This window comes from Endozoicomonas sp. SCSIO W0465 (genome assembly GCF_023716865.1).
In the GTDB taxonomy this organism is placed as follows: Bacteria; Pseudomonadota; Gammaproteobacteria; order Pseudomonadales; family Endozoicomonadaceae; genus Endozoicomonas.
This window is the reverse complement of the sequence record NZ_CP092417.1, coordinates 1469879-1489364: the sequence shown is the minus strand read 5'-3', so window position 1 is coordinate 1489364 and position 19486 is coordinate 1469879. Positions and strand designations below refer to the sequence as shown.

Annotated in this window: 10 protein-coding genes; 8 read left to right on the top strand and 2 right to left on the bottom strand. The window is 52.8% G+C overall.

Annotation, left to right across the window (positions count from 1 at the left end):
• Positions 1–4 precede the first annotated feature (4 nt).
• The 3 genes from MJO57_RS06415 to MJO57_RS06405 all read left to right on the top strand — a co-directional run bounded on the left by MJO57_RS06415 (position 5) and on the right by MJO57_RS06405 (position 8675).
• Positions 5–2062 carry a hypothetical protein gene (locus MJO57_RS06415; RefSeq protein WP_252023830.1) on the top strand — a complete coding sequence of 686 codons (2058 nt, stop codon included), beginning with the start codon at positions 5–7 and terminating at the stop codon, positions 2060–2062.
• 231 nt (positions 2063–2293) lie between these two features.
• On the top strand, positions 2294–5353 hold the full coding sequence (locus MJO57_RS06410; RefSeq protein ID WP_252023828.1) for a lipopolysaccharide assembly protein LapB: 3060 nt from the start codon (positions 2294–2296) through the stop codon (positions 5351–5353).
• A gap of 475 nt (positions 5354–5828) precedes the next feature.
• Positions 5829–8675, top strand: coding sequence for a lipopolysaccharide assembly protein LapB (locus tag MJO57_RS06405; protein ID WP_252023826.1), 2847 nt, complete (start codon positions 5829–5831; stop codon positions 8673–8675).
• On the opposite strand, the gene MJO57_RS06400 is transcribed toward MJO57_RS06405, so the two are convergent.
• Together MJO57_RS06400 and MJO57_RS06395 are read right to left on the bottom strand one after the other, a co-directional pair.
• Positions 8672–9106, bottom strand: coding sequence for a hypothetical protein (locus MJO57_RS06400; RefSeq protein ID WP_252023824.1), 435 nt, complete (start codon positions 9104–9106; stop codon positions 8672–8674). The two genes, MJO57_RS06405 and MJO57_RS06400, sit on opposite strands and share 4 nt — an antisense overlap.
• Before the next feature lie 2 nt (positions 9107–9108).
• On the bottom strand, positions 9109–11955 hold the full coding sequence (locus MJO57_RS06395) for a lipopolysaccharide assembly protein LapB (RefSeq protein ID WP_252023822.1): 2847 nt from the start codon (positions 11953–11955) through the stop codon (positions 9109–9111).
• A 678-nt stretch (positions 11956–12633) separates the two neighbouring features.
• On the opposite strand from MJO57_RS06395, the gene MJO57_RS06390 reads away from it, so the two are divergent.
• The 5 genes from MJO57_RS06390 to MJO57_RS06370 all read left to right on the top strand — a co-directional run bounded on the left by MJO57_RS06390 (position 12634) and on the right by MJO57_RS06370 (position 19294).
• Complete coding sequence (locus MJO57_RS06390; protein WP_252023820.1) at positions 12634–12960, top strand: transposase; 327 nt, start codon at positions 12634–12636, stop codon at positions 12958–12960.
• Between the two features lie 221 nt (positions 12961–13181).
• Positions 13182–13379, top strand: a complete 198-nt coding sequence (locus MJO57_RS06385; protein WP_252023818.1) for a hypothetical protein — start codon at positions 13182–13184, stop codon at positions 13377–13379.
• Positions 13380–13587: 208 nt separating this feature from the next.
• Positions 13588–16647: a lipopolysaccharide assembly protein LapB gene (locus MJO57_RS06380; RefSeq protein ID WP_252023816.1), complete on the top strand. Its 3060-nt coding sequence runs from the start codon at positions 13588–13590 to the stop codon at positions 16645–16647.
• A gap of 942 nt (positions 16648–17589) precedes the next feature.
• Complete coding sequence (locus MJO57_RS06375) at positions 17590–18189, top strand: IS1634 family transposase (RefSeq protein ID WP_252019854.1); 600 nt, start codon at positions 17590–17592, stop codon at positions 18187–18189.
• 340 nt (positions 18190–18529) lie between these two features.
• Positions 18530–19294, top strand: coding sequence for an IS1634 family transposase (locus MJO57_RS06370; protein WP_252026967.1), 765 nt, complete (start codon positions 18530–18532; stop codon positions 19292–19294).
• Positions 19295–19486: the final 192 nt, after the last annotated feature.

Here is a 19486-nt window from a genome sequence, read left to right as displayed (position 1 = left end):
AGACATGAACGCAACTGCCTACTCTACCATCGGTAAAAAATCCTCCGGGCCAGTCTACAGCTCACTTCCTGTTGGCGGAAGAGGAGGCGTTAGCTGGGCTGCGATTGTGTCAGGCTCTCCGGGAGCGACAGTAAGGCCGGTAACCTCTGCTGGCACCCCCGGGTTAAGACAAAATCCTGCCCGGAACGCTTATCAATCTGCCGCAACAAGGGCGGTAACAACGACAGGAAATGCAGAGGAGCTTCTTTCTCAGGGGTTTGACTTACTCAGGAAAAAGCAGTGGGACTCAGCGGTTAAGGTGTTTAAGACGATCAAACCGGAGACTCAAAACCAGAATGAACGTAAAGTCAATGGTCTTGCCCGGGCTCTTTATCACCAGCCCGGAAAGGCCGGAGAGGCACTGGATGTATTAAATCAACTATCGGCTTCTGTCCAGACCGATACCTTGATAACAAAGTCCAGGATTCTGCAAGCACTGGAACGTTATCAAGAGGCAGAAGATCTGCTAAAGCAGATTGTTAAAAAGGAAGCGGGCGACCCTGAAAAAGGCAGGCCCTGCAGGTACCGTGATAGAAATATCGCGCTGGCCCGTCTCTGGCAGATGATGGGTAAGTTCGATAAAGCCGAACGCTTGCTGATTGCTACCCTCAGGCAAGAATCGCTGCAGCCGAGTGATCTGGAAGCAGGCAGAGCCTGCAAGAACCATGATACGAAGCTGGGGCTGGCCCGACTTTGGCAGATGATGGGTAAGTTCGATAAAGCCGAACGCTTGCTGATCGCCACCTTCAGGCAGGAATCGGTGCAGCCGGGTGACCTGGAAGCCGGCAGAGCCTGCAAGCACCATGAGACGAATCTGACGCTGGCCCGCTACTGGCAGATGATGGGAAAGCTCGACATAGCCGAACGCCTGCTGATTGCCATGTTCAGGCAGGAATCAGCCAGGGCGGGTGACCTGGAAGCAGACAGGGCCTGCAATAACCATGAAACGAATCACGCACTGGCCCGTCACTGGCAGGTAATGGGTAAGCTCGATAGAGCCGAACGCCTGCTGATCGCCACGTTCAGACAGGAATCGGCGAAGGCAGACGACCTGGAAGCAGGCGGGGCCTGTAAGAATCAAGATACAAATCTTACCCTGGCCCGTCACTGGCAGATGATGGGTAAGCTCGATCAAGCCGAACGCCTGCTGATCGCCACGTTCCGGCAGGAATCGGTGAATGCGGACGATCTGGAAAAAGGCAAGGCCTGCAAGCATCATAAGACGAATCTGGGATTGGCCCGTCTCTGGCAAATGATGGGTAAGCTCGATCAAGCCGAACGCCTGCTGATCGCTACGTTCCGGCAGGAATCGGGGACGGCGGGCGACCTGGAAGCAGGCAGAGCGTGCAAGAACCATGAGACGAATCTGGGATTGGCCCGTCTCTGGCAGATCATGGGTAAACTCGATAAAGCCGAATGTCTTCTGATCACTACGTTCAGGGAAGAATCGACCGAAGCAGGTGAACCGGAAGCGGGCAGGACCTGCAACAACCATGAGACGAACCTCACGCTGGCCTGTCACTGGGCAATAATGGGTAAGGTCGATAAAGCCCAAAGCCTCCTCCAACGATGCCTGTCCGAAAATACGTTGGTTGATGTTCAAAAAGACCATTTCAGGCTGGCATTAAGTATTCTGCATTGTGGGACTCATGAGTTTGGTACGTATATTGATGCTATCACCAACAAGGTCGATAAGGCACTTGCCCAGTCAATCCATCGTTTCAAGATTTATTGCCAGCGTGTCAGCGAAAACGGTTTGCAAGAGCCTGCATTACTGGATCAAGCCTTTAATTATGTGGAGGAAGCCATGCAACTTCTTTCCTGCAGTGAAAAGCGAGCACAATTGTTGTCGCAAAAAGCGCACATCATGAGAATGCAGAAAAAGGCTGAAAGCGAATGGCGATCGCTTTTTCAGCAGGCTTCCTGTCTAGACCCTGCAAGAGTATTAAAAGAGAAAATTGAGCCCTGGAGGAGATCAGAACAGCAGGCGCTGAAAAAGTTAAACATCCAGAGTTCCGATTAACCATTGGCAAAGCCGACCCTCAATGACAACGAAAAATCCACCATTGTTCATCTGTTTGCGTTTGCAATGAATACCGTATCCATTATCTGATTGATGATGGAACCAAACTCACTAAGGGTTGTCATTCAAGATATGAACAGAGCCGCCCACTCTACCAGAGACACATCCACAGTCCATAACTCACCTCGTGGAAGAGGAGTAGGAAGAGGACGCGCTGCCGGGTCTGCTGCTGTGTCAGGCTGGCCGGGTGTGACAGTGAGGCCGGTAACCTCTGGCGGAACCATTGGGTTAAGGCAAAATCTTGCCGGGAATTTTTATCAGTCTGCCTTAACAAAAACGGTAAAAAAGACAGGAAATACCGAAGAGCTTCTGTCTCAGGGGTTCGGATTACTCAGAAAAAAGCAGTGGTGTTCAGCGGTTAATGTGTTTCAGGCGATCAAACCGAAGACTCCGAAACAGAATGAAAGCAAAGTCAATGGTCTTGCCCGGGCACTTTATCCCCAGCCAGGCAAGGCTGAAACAGCACTGCATTTATTAAATCAACTGCCGGTTACTGTCCAGACCGGTACCCTGCTGACAAAATCCAGGGTTTTGCAAACCCTGAAACGTCATGAGGCGGCAGAAGACCTGCTCAAGCAGATTGTTAAGAAGGAAGCAGGTGATCCGGAAAAAGGCAGGGCCTGCAAGCATCATGAGACGAATCTGGGGCTGGCCCGTCACTGGCAAATAATGGGTAAATGCGATAAAGCCGAACACCTGTTGATTGCCACGTTCCGGCAAGAATCGGCGAAGTGGGGTGACCTGGAAGCAGGCAGGGCCTGCAAGTATCATGAAACGAATCTGGGGCTGGCCCGTCTCTGGGAGATGGTGGGTAAACTTGATAAAGCCGAACGGCTGCTGATTGCCACGTTCCGGCAAGAATCGGCGAAGTGGGGTGACCTGGAAGCAGGCAGGGCCTGCAAGGATCATGAAACGAATCTGGGGCTGGCCCGTCTCTGGGAGATGATGGGTAATCACGATAAAGCCGAACGCCTGCTGATTGCTACGTTCAGACAGGAATCGGCGAAGGTGGGCGACCCGGCAACAGGCACGGCTTGCAAGAACCATGAGACGAATCTCACACTGGCTCGTCTCTGGCAGATGATGGGTCAGTACGATAAAGCTGAATGCCTGCTGATCGCCACATTCCGGCAGGAATCAGCGAAGGCAGGTAACCTGGAAGCAGGCGGAGCCTGTAAGTACCATGATACGAATATCGCGCTGGCCCGCCTATGGCAGCTGATGGGTAAGCACAATAAAGCCGAACGCCTGCTGATCGCTACGTTCAGGCAGGAATCGGCCAAGGCGGGTGACCTGGAAGAAGGCAGGGCCTGCAAGAACCATGACACGAACCTTTCGTTGGCCCGTCACTGGGAGATGATGGCCAGGCACGATCAAGCCGAACGCCTGCTGATCGCCACATTCCGGCAGGAATCAGTTAAGGTGGGTGATCTGGAAGCAGGCAAAGTCTGCAAGCACCACGAGACCAATCTGGCACTGGCCCGTCACTGGCAAATGACAGGTAAGCCTGATCAAGCCGAACATCTGCTGATTGCCATGTTCCGGCAGGAATCGGCGAAGGCGGGCGACCTGGAAGCTGGCAGAGCCTGCAAGCACCATGAGACGAATCTTACGCTGGCCCGTCACTGGCAGATGATGGGTAAACTCGATAACGCCGAACGTCTGCTGATCGTCACGTTCAGGCAAGAATCGGCGAAGCCCGACGACCTGGAAGCAGGCAGTGCCTGTAACAACCATGAGACGAATCTTGCGCTGGCCCGTCACTGGCAGATAATGGGCAAACTCGATAATGCTGAACACCTGCTGATCGCCACGTTCAGGCAGGAATCAGTCAAGGTGAGTGATCTGGAAGAAAACAGGGCCTGCAAGAATCATCAAACGAATCTGGGGCTGGCCCGTCACTGGCAGATGATGGGCAAGCACGATAAAGCCGAACGTCTACTGCTCGCCATATTCAGGCAAGAATCGGTGAAATCAAACGATCTGGAAGCAGGCAAGGCCTGCAAGCACCATGACACGAATCTCACGTTGGCCCGTCACTGGCAGGCGATGGGTAAGCTCGATAACGCCGAACGCCTGCTAATCGCTACGTTCAGGCAAGAGTCGGCACAGGTGGGCGACCTGGCAGCAGGCATGGCCTGTAAGAACCATGAGACGAATCTTACGCTGGCCCGTCACTGGCAGCTGATGGCCAAGCATGATCAAGCCGAACGCCTGCTGATCGCCACGTTCCGGCAGGAATCAGTTAAGGTGGGTGATCTGGAAGCAGGCAAAGTCTGCAAACACCACGAGACCAATCTGGCCCTGGCCCGTCACTGGCAAATGACAGGTAAGCTTGATCAAGCCGAACGTCTGCTGATTGCCATGTTCAGGCAGGAATCGGCAAAGACGGGCGACCTGGAAGCCGGCAGAGCCTGCAAGCATCATGAGACAAATCTGGGTCTCGCCCGCCATTGGCAGATGATGGGTAAGCTTGATAAGGCCGAACGCCTGCTGACCGCTACGTTCAGGCAGGAATCGACGAAGGAGGACAACCTGGAAGCCGGCAAGGCCTGCAAGAACCATGACACGAACCTTTCGTTGGCCCGTCACTGGGAGATGATGGGTAATCTCGATAAAGCCGAATGCCTGCTGATCGCTACGTTCAGGCAGGAATCGGCCAAGGCGGGTGACCTGGAAGAAGGCAGGGCCTGCAAGAACCATGAAACGAATCTCATGCTGGCCCGCCACTGGCAGATGAAAGGTAAGGTTGATAAGGCCCACAGTCTGTTCCAGCAATGCCTGTCCGATAATACGATGGCCAATGAGCAAAAAGACCATTTCAGGCTGTCATTAAGTATTATGCATTGTGGGACTCATGGATTTGGTACGTATATTGATGCTATCACCAACAAGGTCGATAAGGCACTTGCCCAGTCAATCCATCGATTCATGATTTATTGCCAACGTGTCGGCGAAAACGGCTGGCAAGAACCTGCATTACTGGATCAAGCCTTAAATTATGTGGAGGAAGCTATGCAACTGCCTTCCTCCAGTGAAAAGCGGGCACAATTGTTGTCGCAAAAAGCGCACATCCTGAGAATGCAGAAAAAGACTGAAAGCGAATGGCAATCGCTTTTTCAGCAAGCATCCTGTCTAGACCCTTCAAGAGCATTAAAAGAAAAAACCGAGACCTGGAGGAGAACAGAACAGCAGGCGCTGGAAAAGTTAAACATCCAGAGTTCCGATTAACCATTTGCAAAGCCGACCCTCAATGACAACGAAAAATCCACCATGGTTCATCTGTTTGAGTGCGCAATGAATACCGTATGACAGCAGTTCCATTATCTGATTGATGATGGAACCAAACTCGCGAAGGGTTGTCATTCAAAATATGAACAGAGCTGCCCATCCTACCATCTCCAGAGACTCATCCACAGTCCATAGCTCGCCTCGTGGAAGAGGAGTTGGAAGAGGAGTTGGAAGAGGAGTTGGAAGAGGAGTTGGAAGAGGACACACTGCCGGGTCTGCTGCTGTATCAGGCTGGCCGGGTGTGACAGTGAGGCCGGTAACCTCTGGAGGGACCATTGGGTTAAGGCAAAATTTTGCCGGGAATTTTTATCAGTCTGACTTAACAAAAACGGTAAAAAAGACAGGAAATACCGAAGAGCTTCTGTCTCAGGGGTTCGGATTACTCAGAAAAAAGCAGTGGTGTTCAGCGGTTAATGTGTTTCAGGCGATCAAACCGAAGACTCCGAATCAGAATGAAAGCAAAGTCAATGGTCTTGCCCGGGCACTTTATCCCCAGCCAGGCAAGGCTGAAACAGCACTGGATTTATTAAATCAACTGCCGGTTACTGTCCAGACCGGTACCCTACTGACAAAATCCAGGGTTCTGCAAACCCTGAATCGTCATGAGGAGGCAGAAGATCTGCTAAAGCAGATTGTTAAGAAGGAAGCAGGTGATCCGGAAAAAGGCAGGGCCTGCAAGCATCATGAGACGAATCTGGGGCTGGCCCGTCACTGGCAAATAATGGGTAAATGCGATAAAGCCGAACACCTGTTGATTGCCACGTTCCGGCAAGAATCGGCGAAGTGGGGTGACCTGGAAGCAGGCAGGGCCTGCAAGCACCATGAGACCAATCTCACGCTGGCTCGTCTCTGGCAGATGATGGGTAAACTTGATAAAGCCGAACGGCTGCTGATTGCCACGTTCAGGCAGGAATCGGTTAAGGTGAATGATCTGGAAGCAGGCAGGGCCTGCAAGGATCATGAAACGAATCTGGGGCTGGCCCGTCTCTGGGAGATGATGGGTAATCACGATAAAGCCGAACGCCTGCTGATTGCTATGTTCAGACAGAAATCGACGAAGGTGGGCGACCCGGCAACAGGCACGGCTTGCAAGGACCATGAGACGAATCTCACACTGGCTCGCCTCTGGCAGATGATGGGTCAGTACGATAAAGCTGAATGCCTGCTGATCGCCACATTCCGGCAGGAATCACCGAAGGCAGGTAACCTGGAAGCAGGCGGAGCCTGTAAGTACCATGATACGAATCTCGCGCTGGCCCGCCTATGGCAGCTGATGGGTAAGCACAATAAAGCCGAACGCCTGCTGATCGCTACGTTCAGGCAGGAATCGGCCAAGGCGGGTGACCTGGAAGAAGGCAGGGCCTGCAAGAACCATGACACGAACCTTTCGTTGGCCCGTCACTGGGAGATGATGGCCAGGCACGATCAAGCCGAACGCCTGCTGATCGCCACGTTCCGGCAGGAATCAGTTAAACCAGGTGATCTGGAAGAAGGCAGAGCCTGCAAGCACCATGAGACCAATCTGGCACTGGCCCGTCTCTGGCAAATGATAGGTAAGCTTGATCAAGCTGAACATCTGCTGATTGCCATGTTCAGGCAGGAATCGGCGAAGGCGGGCGACCTGGAAGCCGGCAGAGCCTGCAAGCACCATGACACGAATCTTACGCTGGCCCGTCACTGGCAGATGATGGGTAAACTCGATAACGCCGAACGTCTGCTGATCGTCACGTTCAGGCAGGAAGCGGAGCAGGCGGACGACCTGGCAGAAGGCAGGGCTTGCAAGCATCATGATACCAATCTCACGCTGGCCCGTTGCTGGCAGATGATGAATAAGCACGATAAAGCCGAACGCCTGCTGATCGCCACCTTCAGGCAGGAATCAGTGCAGGCGGATGACCTGGCAGCAGGCAGGCCTTGCAAGAACAATGAAACGAATCTTGCGCTGGTCCGTTACTGGGAGATAGTGGGTAAGCTCGATCAAGCCGAACGCCTGCTGATCGCCACCTTCAGGCAGGAATCAGTGCAGGCGGATGACCTGGAGGCAGGCAGGGCTTGCAGGCACCATGAGACGAACCTCACGCTGGCTCGTCACTGGCAAATGATGGGTAAGCTTAATGAAGCCGAACGCCTGCTGATTGCCATGTTCAGACAGGAATCGGTGCGGGTGGGAGACCTGGAAGAAGGCAGGTCCTGCAGGCATCATGATACCAATCTTACGCTGGCCCGTTGCTGGCAGATGATGAGTAAGCACGACAAAGCCGAACGCCTGCTGACGGCCACGTTCAGGCAGGAATCGGCAAAGGCAGGTGATCTGGAAGCAGGCACGCCCTGCAAGAACCATGAAACGAATCACACCCTGGCCCGTCTCTGGCAAATCATGGGTAAATTCGAAAAAGCAGAAACCCTGCTGATCGCCATGTTCAGGCAGCAATCGGTGCGGGCGGACGACCTGGAAGCCGGCAGGGCCTGCCAACACCATGTAACGAATCTCGGGTTGGCCTGTCTCTGGCAAATCATGGGTAAACTCGAAAAAGCCGAATGCCTGATGATCGCCATGTTCAGGCAAGAATCGGCGAAGGCAGACGATCTGGAAGCCGGCAGGGCCTGCAAGATCCATGAAACGAATCTGGGGCTGGCTCGTCTCTGGGAGGTGATGGGTAAACTTGATAAAGCCGAACACCTGCTGATCGCTATGTCCAGGCAGGAATCAGCGCAGGCGGTTGATCCGGAAGTCAGCGGAGCCGGTAAAAACCATGAGACGAATCTCACGCTGGCTCGTCTCTGGCAGATGATGGGTAAGGTCGATGACGCCCAAAGCCTGCTCGAACAATCCCTGTCCGATAACAGGTTGATCGATGTAGAAAAAGACCGTTACCGGCTGACATTATGCATTCTGCATTGCGGGACCCATGCATTTGATACGTTTATTGGTGCTATCACCAACGGTGTCGATAAAGCACTTGCCCAGTCAATCCATCGATTCATGATTTATTGCGAACGTGTCGGCGAAAACGGCTGGCAAGAACCTGTATTACTGGATCAAGCCTTAAATTATGTGGAGGAAGCTATGCAACTGCCTTCCTCCAGTGAAAAGCGGGCACAATTGTTGTCGCAAAAAGCGCACATCATGAGAATGCAGAAAAAGGCTGAAAGCGAATGGAAACCCCTTTTTCAGCAAGCATCCTGCCTGGACCCTTCAAGAGTATTAAAAGAAAAAACAGAGCCCTGGCGGAAAATAGAACAGCGGGCCCTGAAAAGTTAAAAATCCTGAGCACCACTTAACGATTTGAAAAGCCGCCCATTACTCGACTGTATTGAAAGTTTGCAAAAAAGAGCCCGGATTCTGATCCGCAGTAACCACACAGAACAGGCCATCATTGTTACGCCATGAGGTATCACTTTACCGTTGCCTTGGCTGGCAAAGTCATGGTCATTAACAACAGTGGGTTCGACAGCGTCTGCTACGCCTTCACGATAGAAGTTTCCCAGTGTTTCTTTCTTCTTGCTGTCGACGCTGAGCACAGGTTTACCTGCTTCCAAGTACTCCTTTTTCAATCGGTTAATTTGTTTGAATTGCACATCCCGGTCTTTGTTTTCGCCCATGGTCTTTTTCTTCCGGGGCTTTTGATTAGCTATGTAAGCGGTTGGCCAACCGCATATTGTAATACTTAGGCTGAGTTTGATAGAGAACAAGGTTATCCTGAGGATAACCTGGCTAAAAACGCTTTCTCTGCTTTCCTCCAATCTTCATTTTTGATCCGGTCCTGCCTGTAAGGGTCCAGGTTTTGAGCTTCTGAAAAAAATATAGTAACAAGGTTGTTGATCTCATCCTTTGAAAAGTCATCCCATACTTTCCCGGCAGGTAGTGTTGCGGCGATACGAACGCAGTGTCCTAGCTGGCTAAGAGATGAGGCATCGAGATACTGACTTTTTTCTATTGCCTCACATGCATGATGAATGGCTGTGGCTAAACGCATCAAAATGTCCTTATCTTGACAAGAATAAATGCACTCTTTGAAGTAACGGATACTGATACTCAAGTCCGCTTCTGAGCCTTCAAAACCCCTTTTACCAAGCTGCATTTGGTCGAACTGATCCCAGTTGTTTAAGTCAACATAAATATCGCCAAGGGCCAGTTCGATCTCTTTGTCGTCGCAGGGGGTGTCCGCCTGACCATTGGCAGCCCGGGTGCGCAGCCGGGTATAGATGTCCAGCGCCCGTTCCAGGTTGTCCCTGCCGCCCATGATCTGGTAATGCCGGCCAAGGGTTAACTCAATATCCTTATCGTCGCAGGGGGTGTCCGCCTGACCATTAGCGGCCCGGGTGCGCAGCCGGGTATAGATGTCCAGCGCCCGTTCCAGGTTGTCCCTACCGCCCATGATCTGGTAATGCCGGCCAAGGGCCAGTTCGATCTCTTTGTCGTCGCAGGGGGTGTCCGCCTGACCATTGGCGGCCCGGGTGCGCAGCCGGGTAAAGATGTCCAGCGCCCGTTCCAGGTTGTCCCTACCGCCCATGATCTGGTAATGCCGGCCAAGGGCCAGTTCGATCTCTTTGTCGTCGCAGGGGGTGTCCGCCTGACCATTGGCGGCCCGGGTGCGCAGCCGGGTATAGATGTCCAGCGCCCGTTCCAGGTTGTCCCTGCCGCCCATGTTCTGGTAATGTCGGCCAAGGGTTAACTCAATGTCCTTGTCGTCGCAGGGGGTGTCCGCCTGACCATTGGCGGCCCGGGTGCGCAGCCGGGTATAGATGTCCAGCGCCCGTTCCAGGTTGTCCCTGCCGCCCATGATCTGGTATAGCCGGCCAAGGGCCAGTTCGATCTCTTTGTCGTCGCAGGGGGTGTCCGCCTGACCATTGGCGGCCCGGCTGCGCAGCCGGGTAAAGATGTCCAGCGCCCGTTCCAGGTTGTCCCTACTGCCCATGATCTGGTTTAGCCGGCCAAGGGCCAGTTCGATCTCTTTGTCGTCGCAGGGAGTGTCCGCCTGACCATTGGCGGCCCGGGTGCGCAGCCGGGTAAAGATGTCCAGCGCCCGTTCCAGGTTGTCCCTGCCGCCCATGATCTGGTAATGCCGACCAAGGGTTAACTCAATGTCCTTGTCGTCGCAGAGGGTGTCCGCCTGACCATTGGCGGCCCGGGTGCGCAGCCGGGTAAAGATGTCCAGTGCCCGTTCCAGGTTGTCCCTGTAGCCCATGATCTGGTAATGCCGGCCAAGGGTTAACTCAATGTCCTTATCGTCGCAGGGGGTGTCCGCCTGACCATCGGCGGCCCGGGTGCGTAGCCGGGTAAAGATGTCCAGCGCCCGTTCCAGGTTGTCCCTGCCGCCCATGATCTGGTAATGCCGGCCAAGGGTTAACTCAATGTCCTTGTCGTCACAGGGGGTGTCCGCCTGACCATCGGCGGCCCGGGTGCGCAGCCGGGTTAAGATGTCCAGCGCCCGTTCCAGGTTGTCCCTGCCGCCCATGATCTGGTTTAGCCGGCCAAGGGCCAGTTCGATCTCTTTATCGTCGCAGGGGGTGTCCGCCTGACCATTGGCGGCCCGGGTGCGCAGCCGGGTTAAGATGTCCAGCGCCCGTTCCAGGTTGTCCCTGCCGCCCATCTTCTGGTAATGTCGGCCAAGGGTTAACTCAATGTCCTTGTCGTCGCAGGGGGTGTCCGCCTGACCATTGGCGGCCCGGGTGCGCAGCCGGGTAAAGATGTCCAACGCCCGTTTCAGGTCGTCCCTGCCGCCCATGATCTGGTAATGCCGACCAAGGGTTAACTCAATGTCCTTGTCGTCGCAGGGGGTGTCCGCCTGACCATTGGCGGCCCGGGTGCGCAGCCGAGTAAAGATGTCCAGCGCCCGTTCCAGGTTGTCCCTGCCGCCCATGATCTGGTAATGCCGGCCAAGGGTTAACTCAATGTCCTTGTCGTCGCAGGGGGTGTCCGCCTGACCATTGGCGGCCCGGGTGCGCAGCCGGGTAAAGATGTCCAGTGCCCGTTTCAGGTTGTCCCTGCCGCCCATGATCTGGTAATGCCGGCCAAGGGTTAACTCAATGTCCTTGTCGTCGCAGGGGGTGTCCGCCTGACCATTGGCGGCCCGGGTGCGCAGCCGGGTAAAGATGTCCAGCGCCCGTTCCAGGTTGTTCCTGCTGCCCATGATCTGGTTTAGCCGGCCAAGGGCCAGTTCGATCTCTTTGTCGTCGCAGGGGGTGTCCGCCTGACCATTGGCGGCCCGGGTGCGCAGCCGGGTAAAGATGTCCAGCGCCCGTTCCAGGTTGTCCCTGCCGCCTATGATCTGGTTTAGTCGGCCAAGGGCCAGTTCGATCTCTTTGTCGTCGCAGGGGGTGTCCACCTGACCATCGGCGGCCCGGGTGCGTAGCCGGGTAAAGATGTCCAGCGCCCGTTCCAGGTTGTCCCTGCCGCCCATGATCTGGTTTAGCCGGCCAAGGGCCAGTCCATTAACTTTTACTTCTTTTTCATTTTTTGAGCGATTATAAAGCGCTTGAAAAATAGGCAGTGCTTCCGTGAGTCTGAACTTGGCCTGAAGCGCTCTGCCTTTTGCCATCAGAAATCCTTTATTTAACGGAATCTCGCTCTGCTCCAATGTTTCAAATATATGCAGACAATCATCAAAACGCCCTAACTGAAAGAGTGCTCTCACTTTTAACAGGTATGCACTTTGAGTGTCAGGCGGAGAAAGATTGGCACCCTGAGCCAATATCCTTTCTGTGATGTTGAGAGCTCGTTGTGGATTCTGTTTTAAGGATTGAAACCCCTCACGGAAACGCTGTTCATTACCCTGCTGTAGATAACATCCTCCTGGCTGAACATTGGATGGGTTTCGAAGGGACAATGCTTGAAGCCGCTGATGCAATCCGTGGCCCGCACGGTCAAGGTTTGCCATCGACAAATTGGGGCGAGAGGCTGGTTGTCCTTGTGAGTGCTGTATGAATCCCACCTGTCTATGACCTGCCTGAGCATAATGTGGCCTATGTCCTTCTACGTACTGATGATTAAAGGAGGATATTTGAGAATGATGAGGAGGCCAGTAAGGGGAATGAGAATCCATATATAGTAAATACCAATGATACGCGAAGGCCGGCCCAGGAGCCTGCCGGAAAAAAATAGCCCTCTTGATTTACATGGGCTCCAGAGCATATGACCGTATGATCGGGGCTCTTTTCGAATTCCGACCTGCTGAACTATCCCCGGCGGATAGAATTAGCCATCGCCAGAATTGACCATGAATATAGGCCGAATCTTTGATCTTATCAGTAATGAAACCTGCTTTGAGATGATCAGTGAGAACCGCTGGCCAGATGGCACTGTTCTCTGTCCGCACTGTGATTCTGAGAATGTCAAAAAGAATGGACACAACAATGTGCAGGTAGAATGCCAGCGCTATTACTGTAAGTACTGTAAGTCCTGTAAGCGCTACTTCGATGACCTGACAAATACGGTTTTCGCAGGACACCAACGACCACTCAAAGTCTGGATTGCCTGTCTCTATTTAATGGGGCTGAACGTCTCCAACAGCCAGATAGCTCAGGAACTTGATCTGTGTCAGTGATGCACACCATATGACCACAGTCTTACGAAATGGTGTTGTTGACCGAAAGCCTGAAGTGATTGTTGGTGGCGAAGTTGAATTCGACGAGGTCTACATTGTAGCTGGTCACAAGGGACAACCTGTAGCATTAAAAAAATCTGGATCGTACCCCGAGAAAAAGAAGGCCTAAAGGCGCTCCGGGCCGTGGGACTCTTGAAAAAGACAAACCGCCGGTATTGGGAATGATTCAAAGGGGAGGCCAGGTCATTATCAACATGCTGTCGAACGTTAAGAAGACGACAATCGAACCATTTATCAAGAAACACCAAGAAACCTGTATTGAAGGTTTGCAAAAAAGTGCCCGGATGCTGATCCGCAGTGACCACACAGAACAGGCCATCATTGTTAATCCGATGTCAGTCCGCGATGAACCGCGATGAACCGCGATGAACAAAGTATGACGCCAGCTCCATTGTTCGACTGATGACGGAACCAAACTCGCTAAGGGTTGTCTTTCCATGCATGAACACGGCTGATCACTCTACCATCTATACAAACTCATCCGGGCCAATCGGTAGATCACCTCCCGTTATTGGAAGAGGATCGGTGAGAAGGGCAGGAAGAGAAAGCGCTGGCAGGGCTGCTGGAGTGTCGGGCTGTCAGGGAGCGACAGTGAGGCCGGTCACCTCGGCAAGCACCCGTGGGTTAAGACAAAATCCTGCCGGGAGTGCTTATCAATCTGCCTTGACAAGAGCGGTAAAAAAAACTGGAAATACAAAAGAGCTTTTTTCTCAGGGGTTCGAATTACTCAGGGAAAGGCAATGGCACCGTGCGTTTAACGTCTTTCAGGCTATCAAACCGGCAACTCAAAAACAAAATGAAAGCAAAGTCATTGGTCTTGCCCGGGCACTTTATCCCCAGCCCGGAAAGGCTAAAGAGGCACTGAATTTATTAAATCAATTACCGGCTTCTGTCCAGACTGCTGTCTTGCTGACAAAGTCCAGGATTCTGGAAACACTGGAACGTTATCAAGAGGCAGAAGCTCTGCTGAAGCAGATTGCTGTGAAGGAAGCGGGCGACCCGGAAAAAGGCCGGGCCTGCAAGCACCATGATACAAATATCGCGTTGGCCCGTCTCTGGCAAATGGAAGGTAAGCACGATAAAGCCGAACGCCTGCTGATCGCCACGTTCAGGCAGGAATCGGCGAAGACGGACGACCTGGAATCCGACATAGCCTGCAGGCACCATACGACAAATCTCGCTTTGGCTCGTCACTGGCAGATAATGGGTAAGTACGATAAAGCCGAACGCCTGCTGATTGCCACGTTCCGGCAGGAATCAGTGAATGCGGGCGATCCGGAAGCGGGCAGGGCCTGCAAATACCATGAGACGAATCTCGCACTGGCTCGTCACTGGCAGAGGATGGGTAAGCATGATAAAGCCGAAAGTCTGCTGATTGCCACGGTCCGGCAGGAGTCAGCGAATGCGGGCGACCTGGAAGCGGGCAGGGCCTGCCAATGCCATGAGACAAATATCACGCTGGCCCGCCACTGGCAGATCATGGGCAAGCTTTGTCACGCTGAACGCCTGCTGATCGCCACGTTCCGGCAGGAATCGCCGCAGGCAGTTGACCCGGAAGCAGGCAGGGTCTGCAAGTACCATGATACAAATCTGGGGCTGGCTCGTATCTGGCAGATGATGGGCAAGCACGATAACGCCGAACGTCTGCTGATTGCCATGTTCAGGCAGGAATCGGTGACGCCAGGTGACCTGGAAGCAGGCAAGGCCTGCAAGCATCATGAAACGAATCTGGCGCTGGCCCGTCTCTGGCAGCTGATGGGGAAACTTGACCAGGCCGGACCTCTGCTGATTGCGATATTCAGGCAGGAATCGGCGGAGTCGGGCGACCTGGAAAAGGGCAGGGCCTGCAAGCACCATGAGACAAATCTGGGGTTGGCCCGTTACTGGCAGATGATGGGTAAGTTTGATAAGGCCGAACGTCTGCTGATCGCCACCTTCAGGCAGGAATCGATAAGGGCGGACGGCTTGGAAGCAGGCAGTGCCTGCATGTACCATGAGACGAATCTCACATTGGCCCGTTTCTGGCAGATGATGGGTAAGCTTGATAAAGCCGAACGCCTGCTGATCGCCACCTTCAGGCAGGAGTCGGAACAAGTGGACGACTTGGAAGCAGGCAGGGCCTGCAAGTACCATGATACGAATCTCTCGCTGGCCCGTCACTGGCAGATGATGACTAAGCACGATAAAGCCGAACGCCTGCTGATCGCCACCTTCCGGCAAGAATCCGTGACGGCACAGGACCTGGAAGCAGACAGGGCCTGCAAGCACCATGAAACGAATCTCGCGCTGGCCCGTCACTGGCAGATGGTCGGTAAACTCGATAAAGCCGAACGACTGCTGATCGCCACGTTCAGGCAGGAATCGGCGAAGTCGGAAGACCCGGAAGCAGGCATGGCCAGCAAGCACCATGAGACGAATCTCACGTTGGCCCGTTTCTGGCAGATGATGGGTAAGCTTGATCAAGCCGAACGTCTGCTGATTGCCATGTTCAGGCAGGAATCGTTGAATGCAGGTGACCTGGAAGCAGGCAGAGCTTGCAAGAACCATGAGACGAATCTGGGATTGGCCCGTCTCTGGCAGGTGATGGGTAAGTTTGATGAAGCCGAACGTCTGCTGATCGCCATATTCAGGGAGGAATCGGCACAGGCGGGTGATCTGGAAGAAGGCCGGGCCTGCAAGCAACATGAAACGAATCTGGGGCTAGCCCGTTGCTGGGAAACGATGGGTAAGCTTGATCAAGCCGAACGCCTGCTGATCGCCACCTTCAGGCAGGAATCAGCTAAGACGGACGACCTGGAAGAAGGCAGAGCCTGCAAGAACCATGAGACGAACCTGGGGCTGACCCGTTGCTGGCAGATGATGGGTAAGTTCGATAAAGCCGAGTGCCTGCTGATTGCCATGTTCAGGCAGGAGTCAGCGAAGCCGGGCGACCTGGAAGCAGGCAGGGCCTGCAAGCTCCATGAGACCAATCTGGGGCTGGCCCGTTGCTGGGAAACGATGGGTAAGCTTGATCAAGCCGAACGCCTGCTGATCGCCACCGTCAGGCAGGAATCGGCGAGGGCGGGCGACCCGGAAGCAGACATAGTCTGCAAAAACCATGAAACCAATCTCACGCTGGCCCTTCTCTGGCAGCTGATGGGTAAGGTCGATAACGCCCAATGTCTGCTCCAACAATGCCTGTCCGATCAGACGTTGGCCGATGTGCAAAAAGACCGTTACCGGCTGGCATTAAGCATTCTGCATTGTGGGACCGATGAATTTGATACGTATATTGGTGCTATCACCAACGATGTCGATAAGGCACTCGCCCAGTCAATCCATCGATTCATGATTTATTGCGAGCGTGTCGTCAAAAACGGTTCGCAAGAGCCTGTATTACTGGATCAGGCCTTCAATTATGTGGAAGAAGCTATGCAACTTCCTTCCTCCAGTGAAAAGCGGGCAAAACTGTTGTCGCAAAAAGCGCACATCATGAGAATGCAGAAAAAGGCTGAAAGCGAATGGCAATCGCTTTTTCAGCAAGCAGCCTGTTTAGACCCTTCAAGGGTATTAAAAGAGAAAACAGAGCCCTGGAGGAAAACAGAGCAGCGGGCCATGAAAAAGTTAAAAATCCTGAGCCCCGCTTAATGATTTGAAAAACTGTCTAGTGCAGAAAAGTGCTAATACCCATACAGCCAGATCCCTCGTTCCCATGCTCTGCGTGGAAATGTATACCGGAGCCTGCCAGATACAAAACAATCTATTTATGCCCGACATGCATTCCCAAGGGGGAGAGGTTGTCGCAAAACCCTCGTTCTCACGCTCCGCGTGGGAATGCATACCGGATCTGGCAACATGAGAAAGAGCCACTGCCTGAGAGGGTTTTCGGGGGCTCCATGAGAGTATGGTATTTGTGGCTGGATCGGGGTGAGTAGACCTGCCCGGTCACCCGGGCAAGCCCCTCCTCAGAACCGGACTTGCGGAATTACCGCATCCGGCTCCCGAGAGACCCGTGTCCCCACACATGTTCGGTGAGACCGGAACATTGACACCGTTTTCCAACTCTCTGGATACGCCAACACTTTAAGAATTTTCTTCAGCTTTCCCCAGCTCAAGTATCCTTTTCCTCCCTGACGATTAAGCCATCTGTGGATCGTTCGTTTGCCTTGCAGAATGAACTGCCTGACCCGTCCTTGATTGTCTGTGATCCCATGATAGTTGATCCATCCCTTGATCCCCCGAATCGCTCTCTTCAGCGTTCGCACCCGGTCAGAACTCAGGCGCTTCCAGAGGAACTCCCTTAACCCTTTGAGCTTCGATGCAAAACGATCTTTACGGCTGGTGAACTTCAGTCGCCAACCACCTTTTCGCATCTTACCCCAGTAACAGGTGAACCCCAGGAAGTTAAACGTCGAAAGACGCTTACCTGATTGATTGGCCCTCTGAGCTGCAATCCATCCTGCAGGAATTATCTGCGCTTTCTCTCTATGCAACTCCAGACCAAACTTCTCTAACCGTCATTCAACACTCAATCTGAGAATTTCCCTACACCGGCTAAAATGTAAAAAATTCTCAGAATGAACATGTCCAATGCATCCTCATCAGTTCCACATTCAACGTATCGATCATATGGGTTTGGTTGCCGGTATGTGCAAAGAACTCGGTATCTCTAATCATCTGGATTCCCTGGTTCCTAACCAATCTGAACACCGGAATATTTCCTTTGGCGAAACCGTAGTATCAATGCTGCTTAACGGCCTTGGGTTCACTGCCCGCACGCTTCATATGTTCCCGGAGTTTCATGCTGATAAACCGCTGGATAAACTCATCAGGCCCGGTATTAAACCCGAACACATTAACGACAGTGTACTCGGCAGAGCCCTGGATCAGCTTTTTGAACTGGATGTAAGTGAGGTCTATTTATCGCTGGCTGTCAAGGCAGTGAATGTCTTAAAACTGCCGTGCAAGGCTCTGAACCTTGACTCAACAAGCTTGCATGTGGACGGCGTTTATAACAGCGAATCTGACGTCGACGAAGAAGATATGCACTGTATCAAACTCTGTCGTGGATACAGCAGGGATCATCGACCCGAGCTCAACCAGGCAATACTGCTGATGATGACGGAAAATCAGGCCGGTATTCCCGTTTGGCTCTATTTTGATTACGAACTGCTCTACAGTGAAAACTGACTGTAGGTCACGAAAAACAAGGATTGAGCAACATTACCGGACAATATGCTGACAACCTTTGTAGATAAAGGGCTTCAGCAATGTTCAACCCAGTAGCAGTCTGAAATCCTACAAGAGCCTCCCGTTTTTATGAAAGCGTCCAGTGGCAACGTAAACGACAATAAAAACTTTAAAAAAGTCATCAGCAGGGCCAGCAATTTATCACCCGGGTTCCGTCAAAAATCAAAGAAGCCAGAGAACTGATTGACAGTGTCGCTTCTTGTGAAATGACACCAGTGGAGGGTGCTGAGGGCTATGAGAGTCATGAAATGCTGTCAGATCATGCGGGTGTCTCCCAGCGCTGGATTCTGGTCCGCAGCGAGCAGGCTCGAAAGAGCGAACAAAAAACACTGCTGAAAAAAATGCTAAATCTGAGAAAGAAGCAGAAGCGCTGACCAGTAAACTGGCCAAAAAAGCCTTCAAGTGTGAAACCGACGCATTGCGTGCGTTCGATGAATGGCAGTCAAAAACTATTTATTGTCAGGCGGAACCTGTCATTACTGAGAAACCCTGCTATACCAAGGTAGGTCGTCCGGAGAAAGGCTCTAAACCGGACAGTATTGAATATTATGTGAGCGGATATCCTTGGGTATCCGTTGACTGTCGCAAAGATGCAGAGTGTTCTCTGGGTTGCTTTGTGCTGGCGACGAATGATCTGGACGACAGTCGGCTGAGTACAGCAGAAGTGCTAAGTACTTACAAATCACAACAGTCAGTAGAGCGTGGCTTTCGGTTTTTGAAGAGCCCGGAGTTTCTGGTTTTTTCGCTGTTTTTAAAGAAACCGGAACGAATAGAAGCCTTGCTGATGGTGATGACGCTGTGTCTGTTAGTGTATGCGGCGATTCAGCATCGAATTAGGCATGAGCTAAAACGACAGAGTCGGTTTTTCCCGGACATGAAGCGGAAACCCTGCCAAAACCCGACAGCGCGTTGGGTGTTTTTCTGCTTTCAGGGTATCAACGTGCTATTGGTCGATGGACATGAAAAGCATGTGGTTGGATTACAAGAAAGGCAGTTGACTATTATTTCAATTCTTGGGCGACCGTATCAGGAAATTTATTCCTGATACGGGTGCTGAATGACGGATTGAGGGAAATCTTATTACTTATATGCATTTCCACGCTGGAGAGCGTTGTCGCAAAACCCTCCGGACACTCCGGACATCTCGTTCCCACGCTCTGCGTGGGAATGCATACCGATCCCGCCACAAATACCATACTCGCATGGAGCCCCCGAAAACCCTACCAGGTAGCGGCTC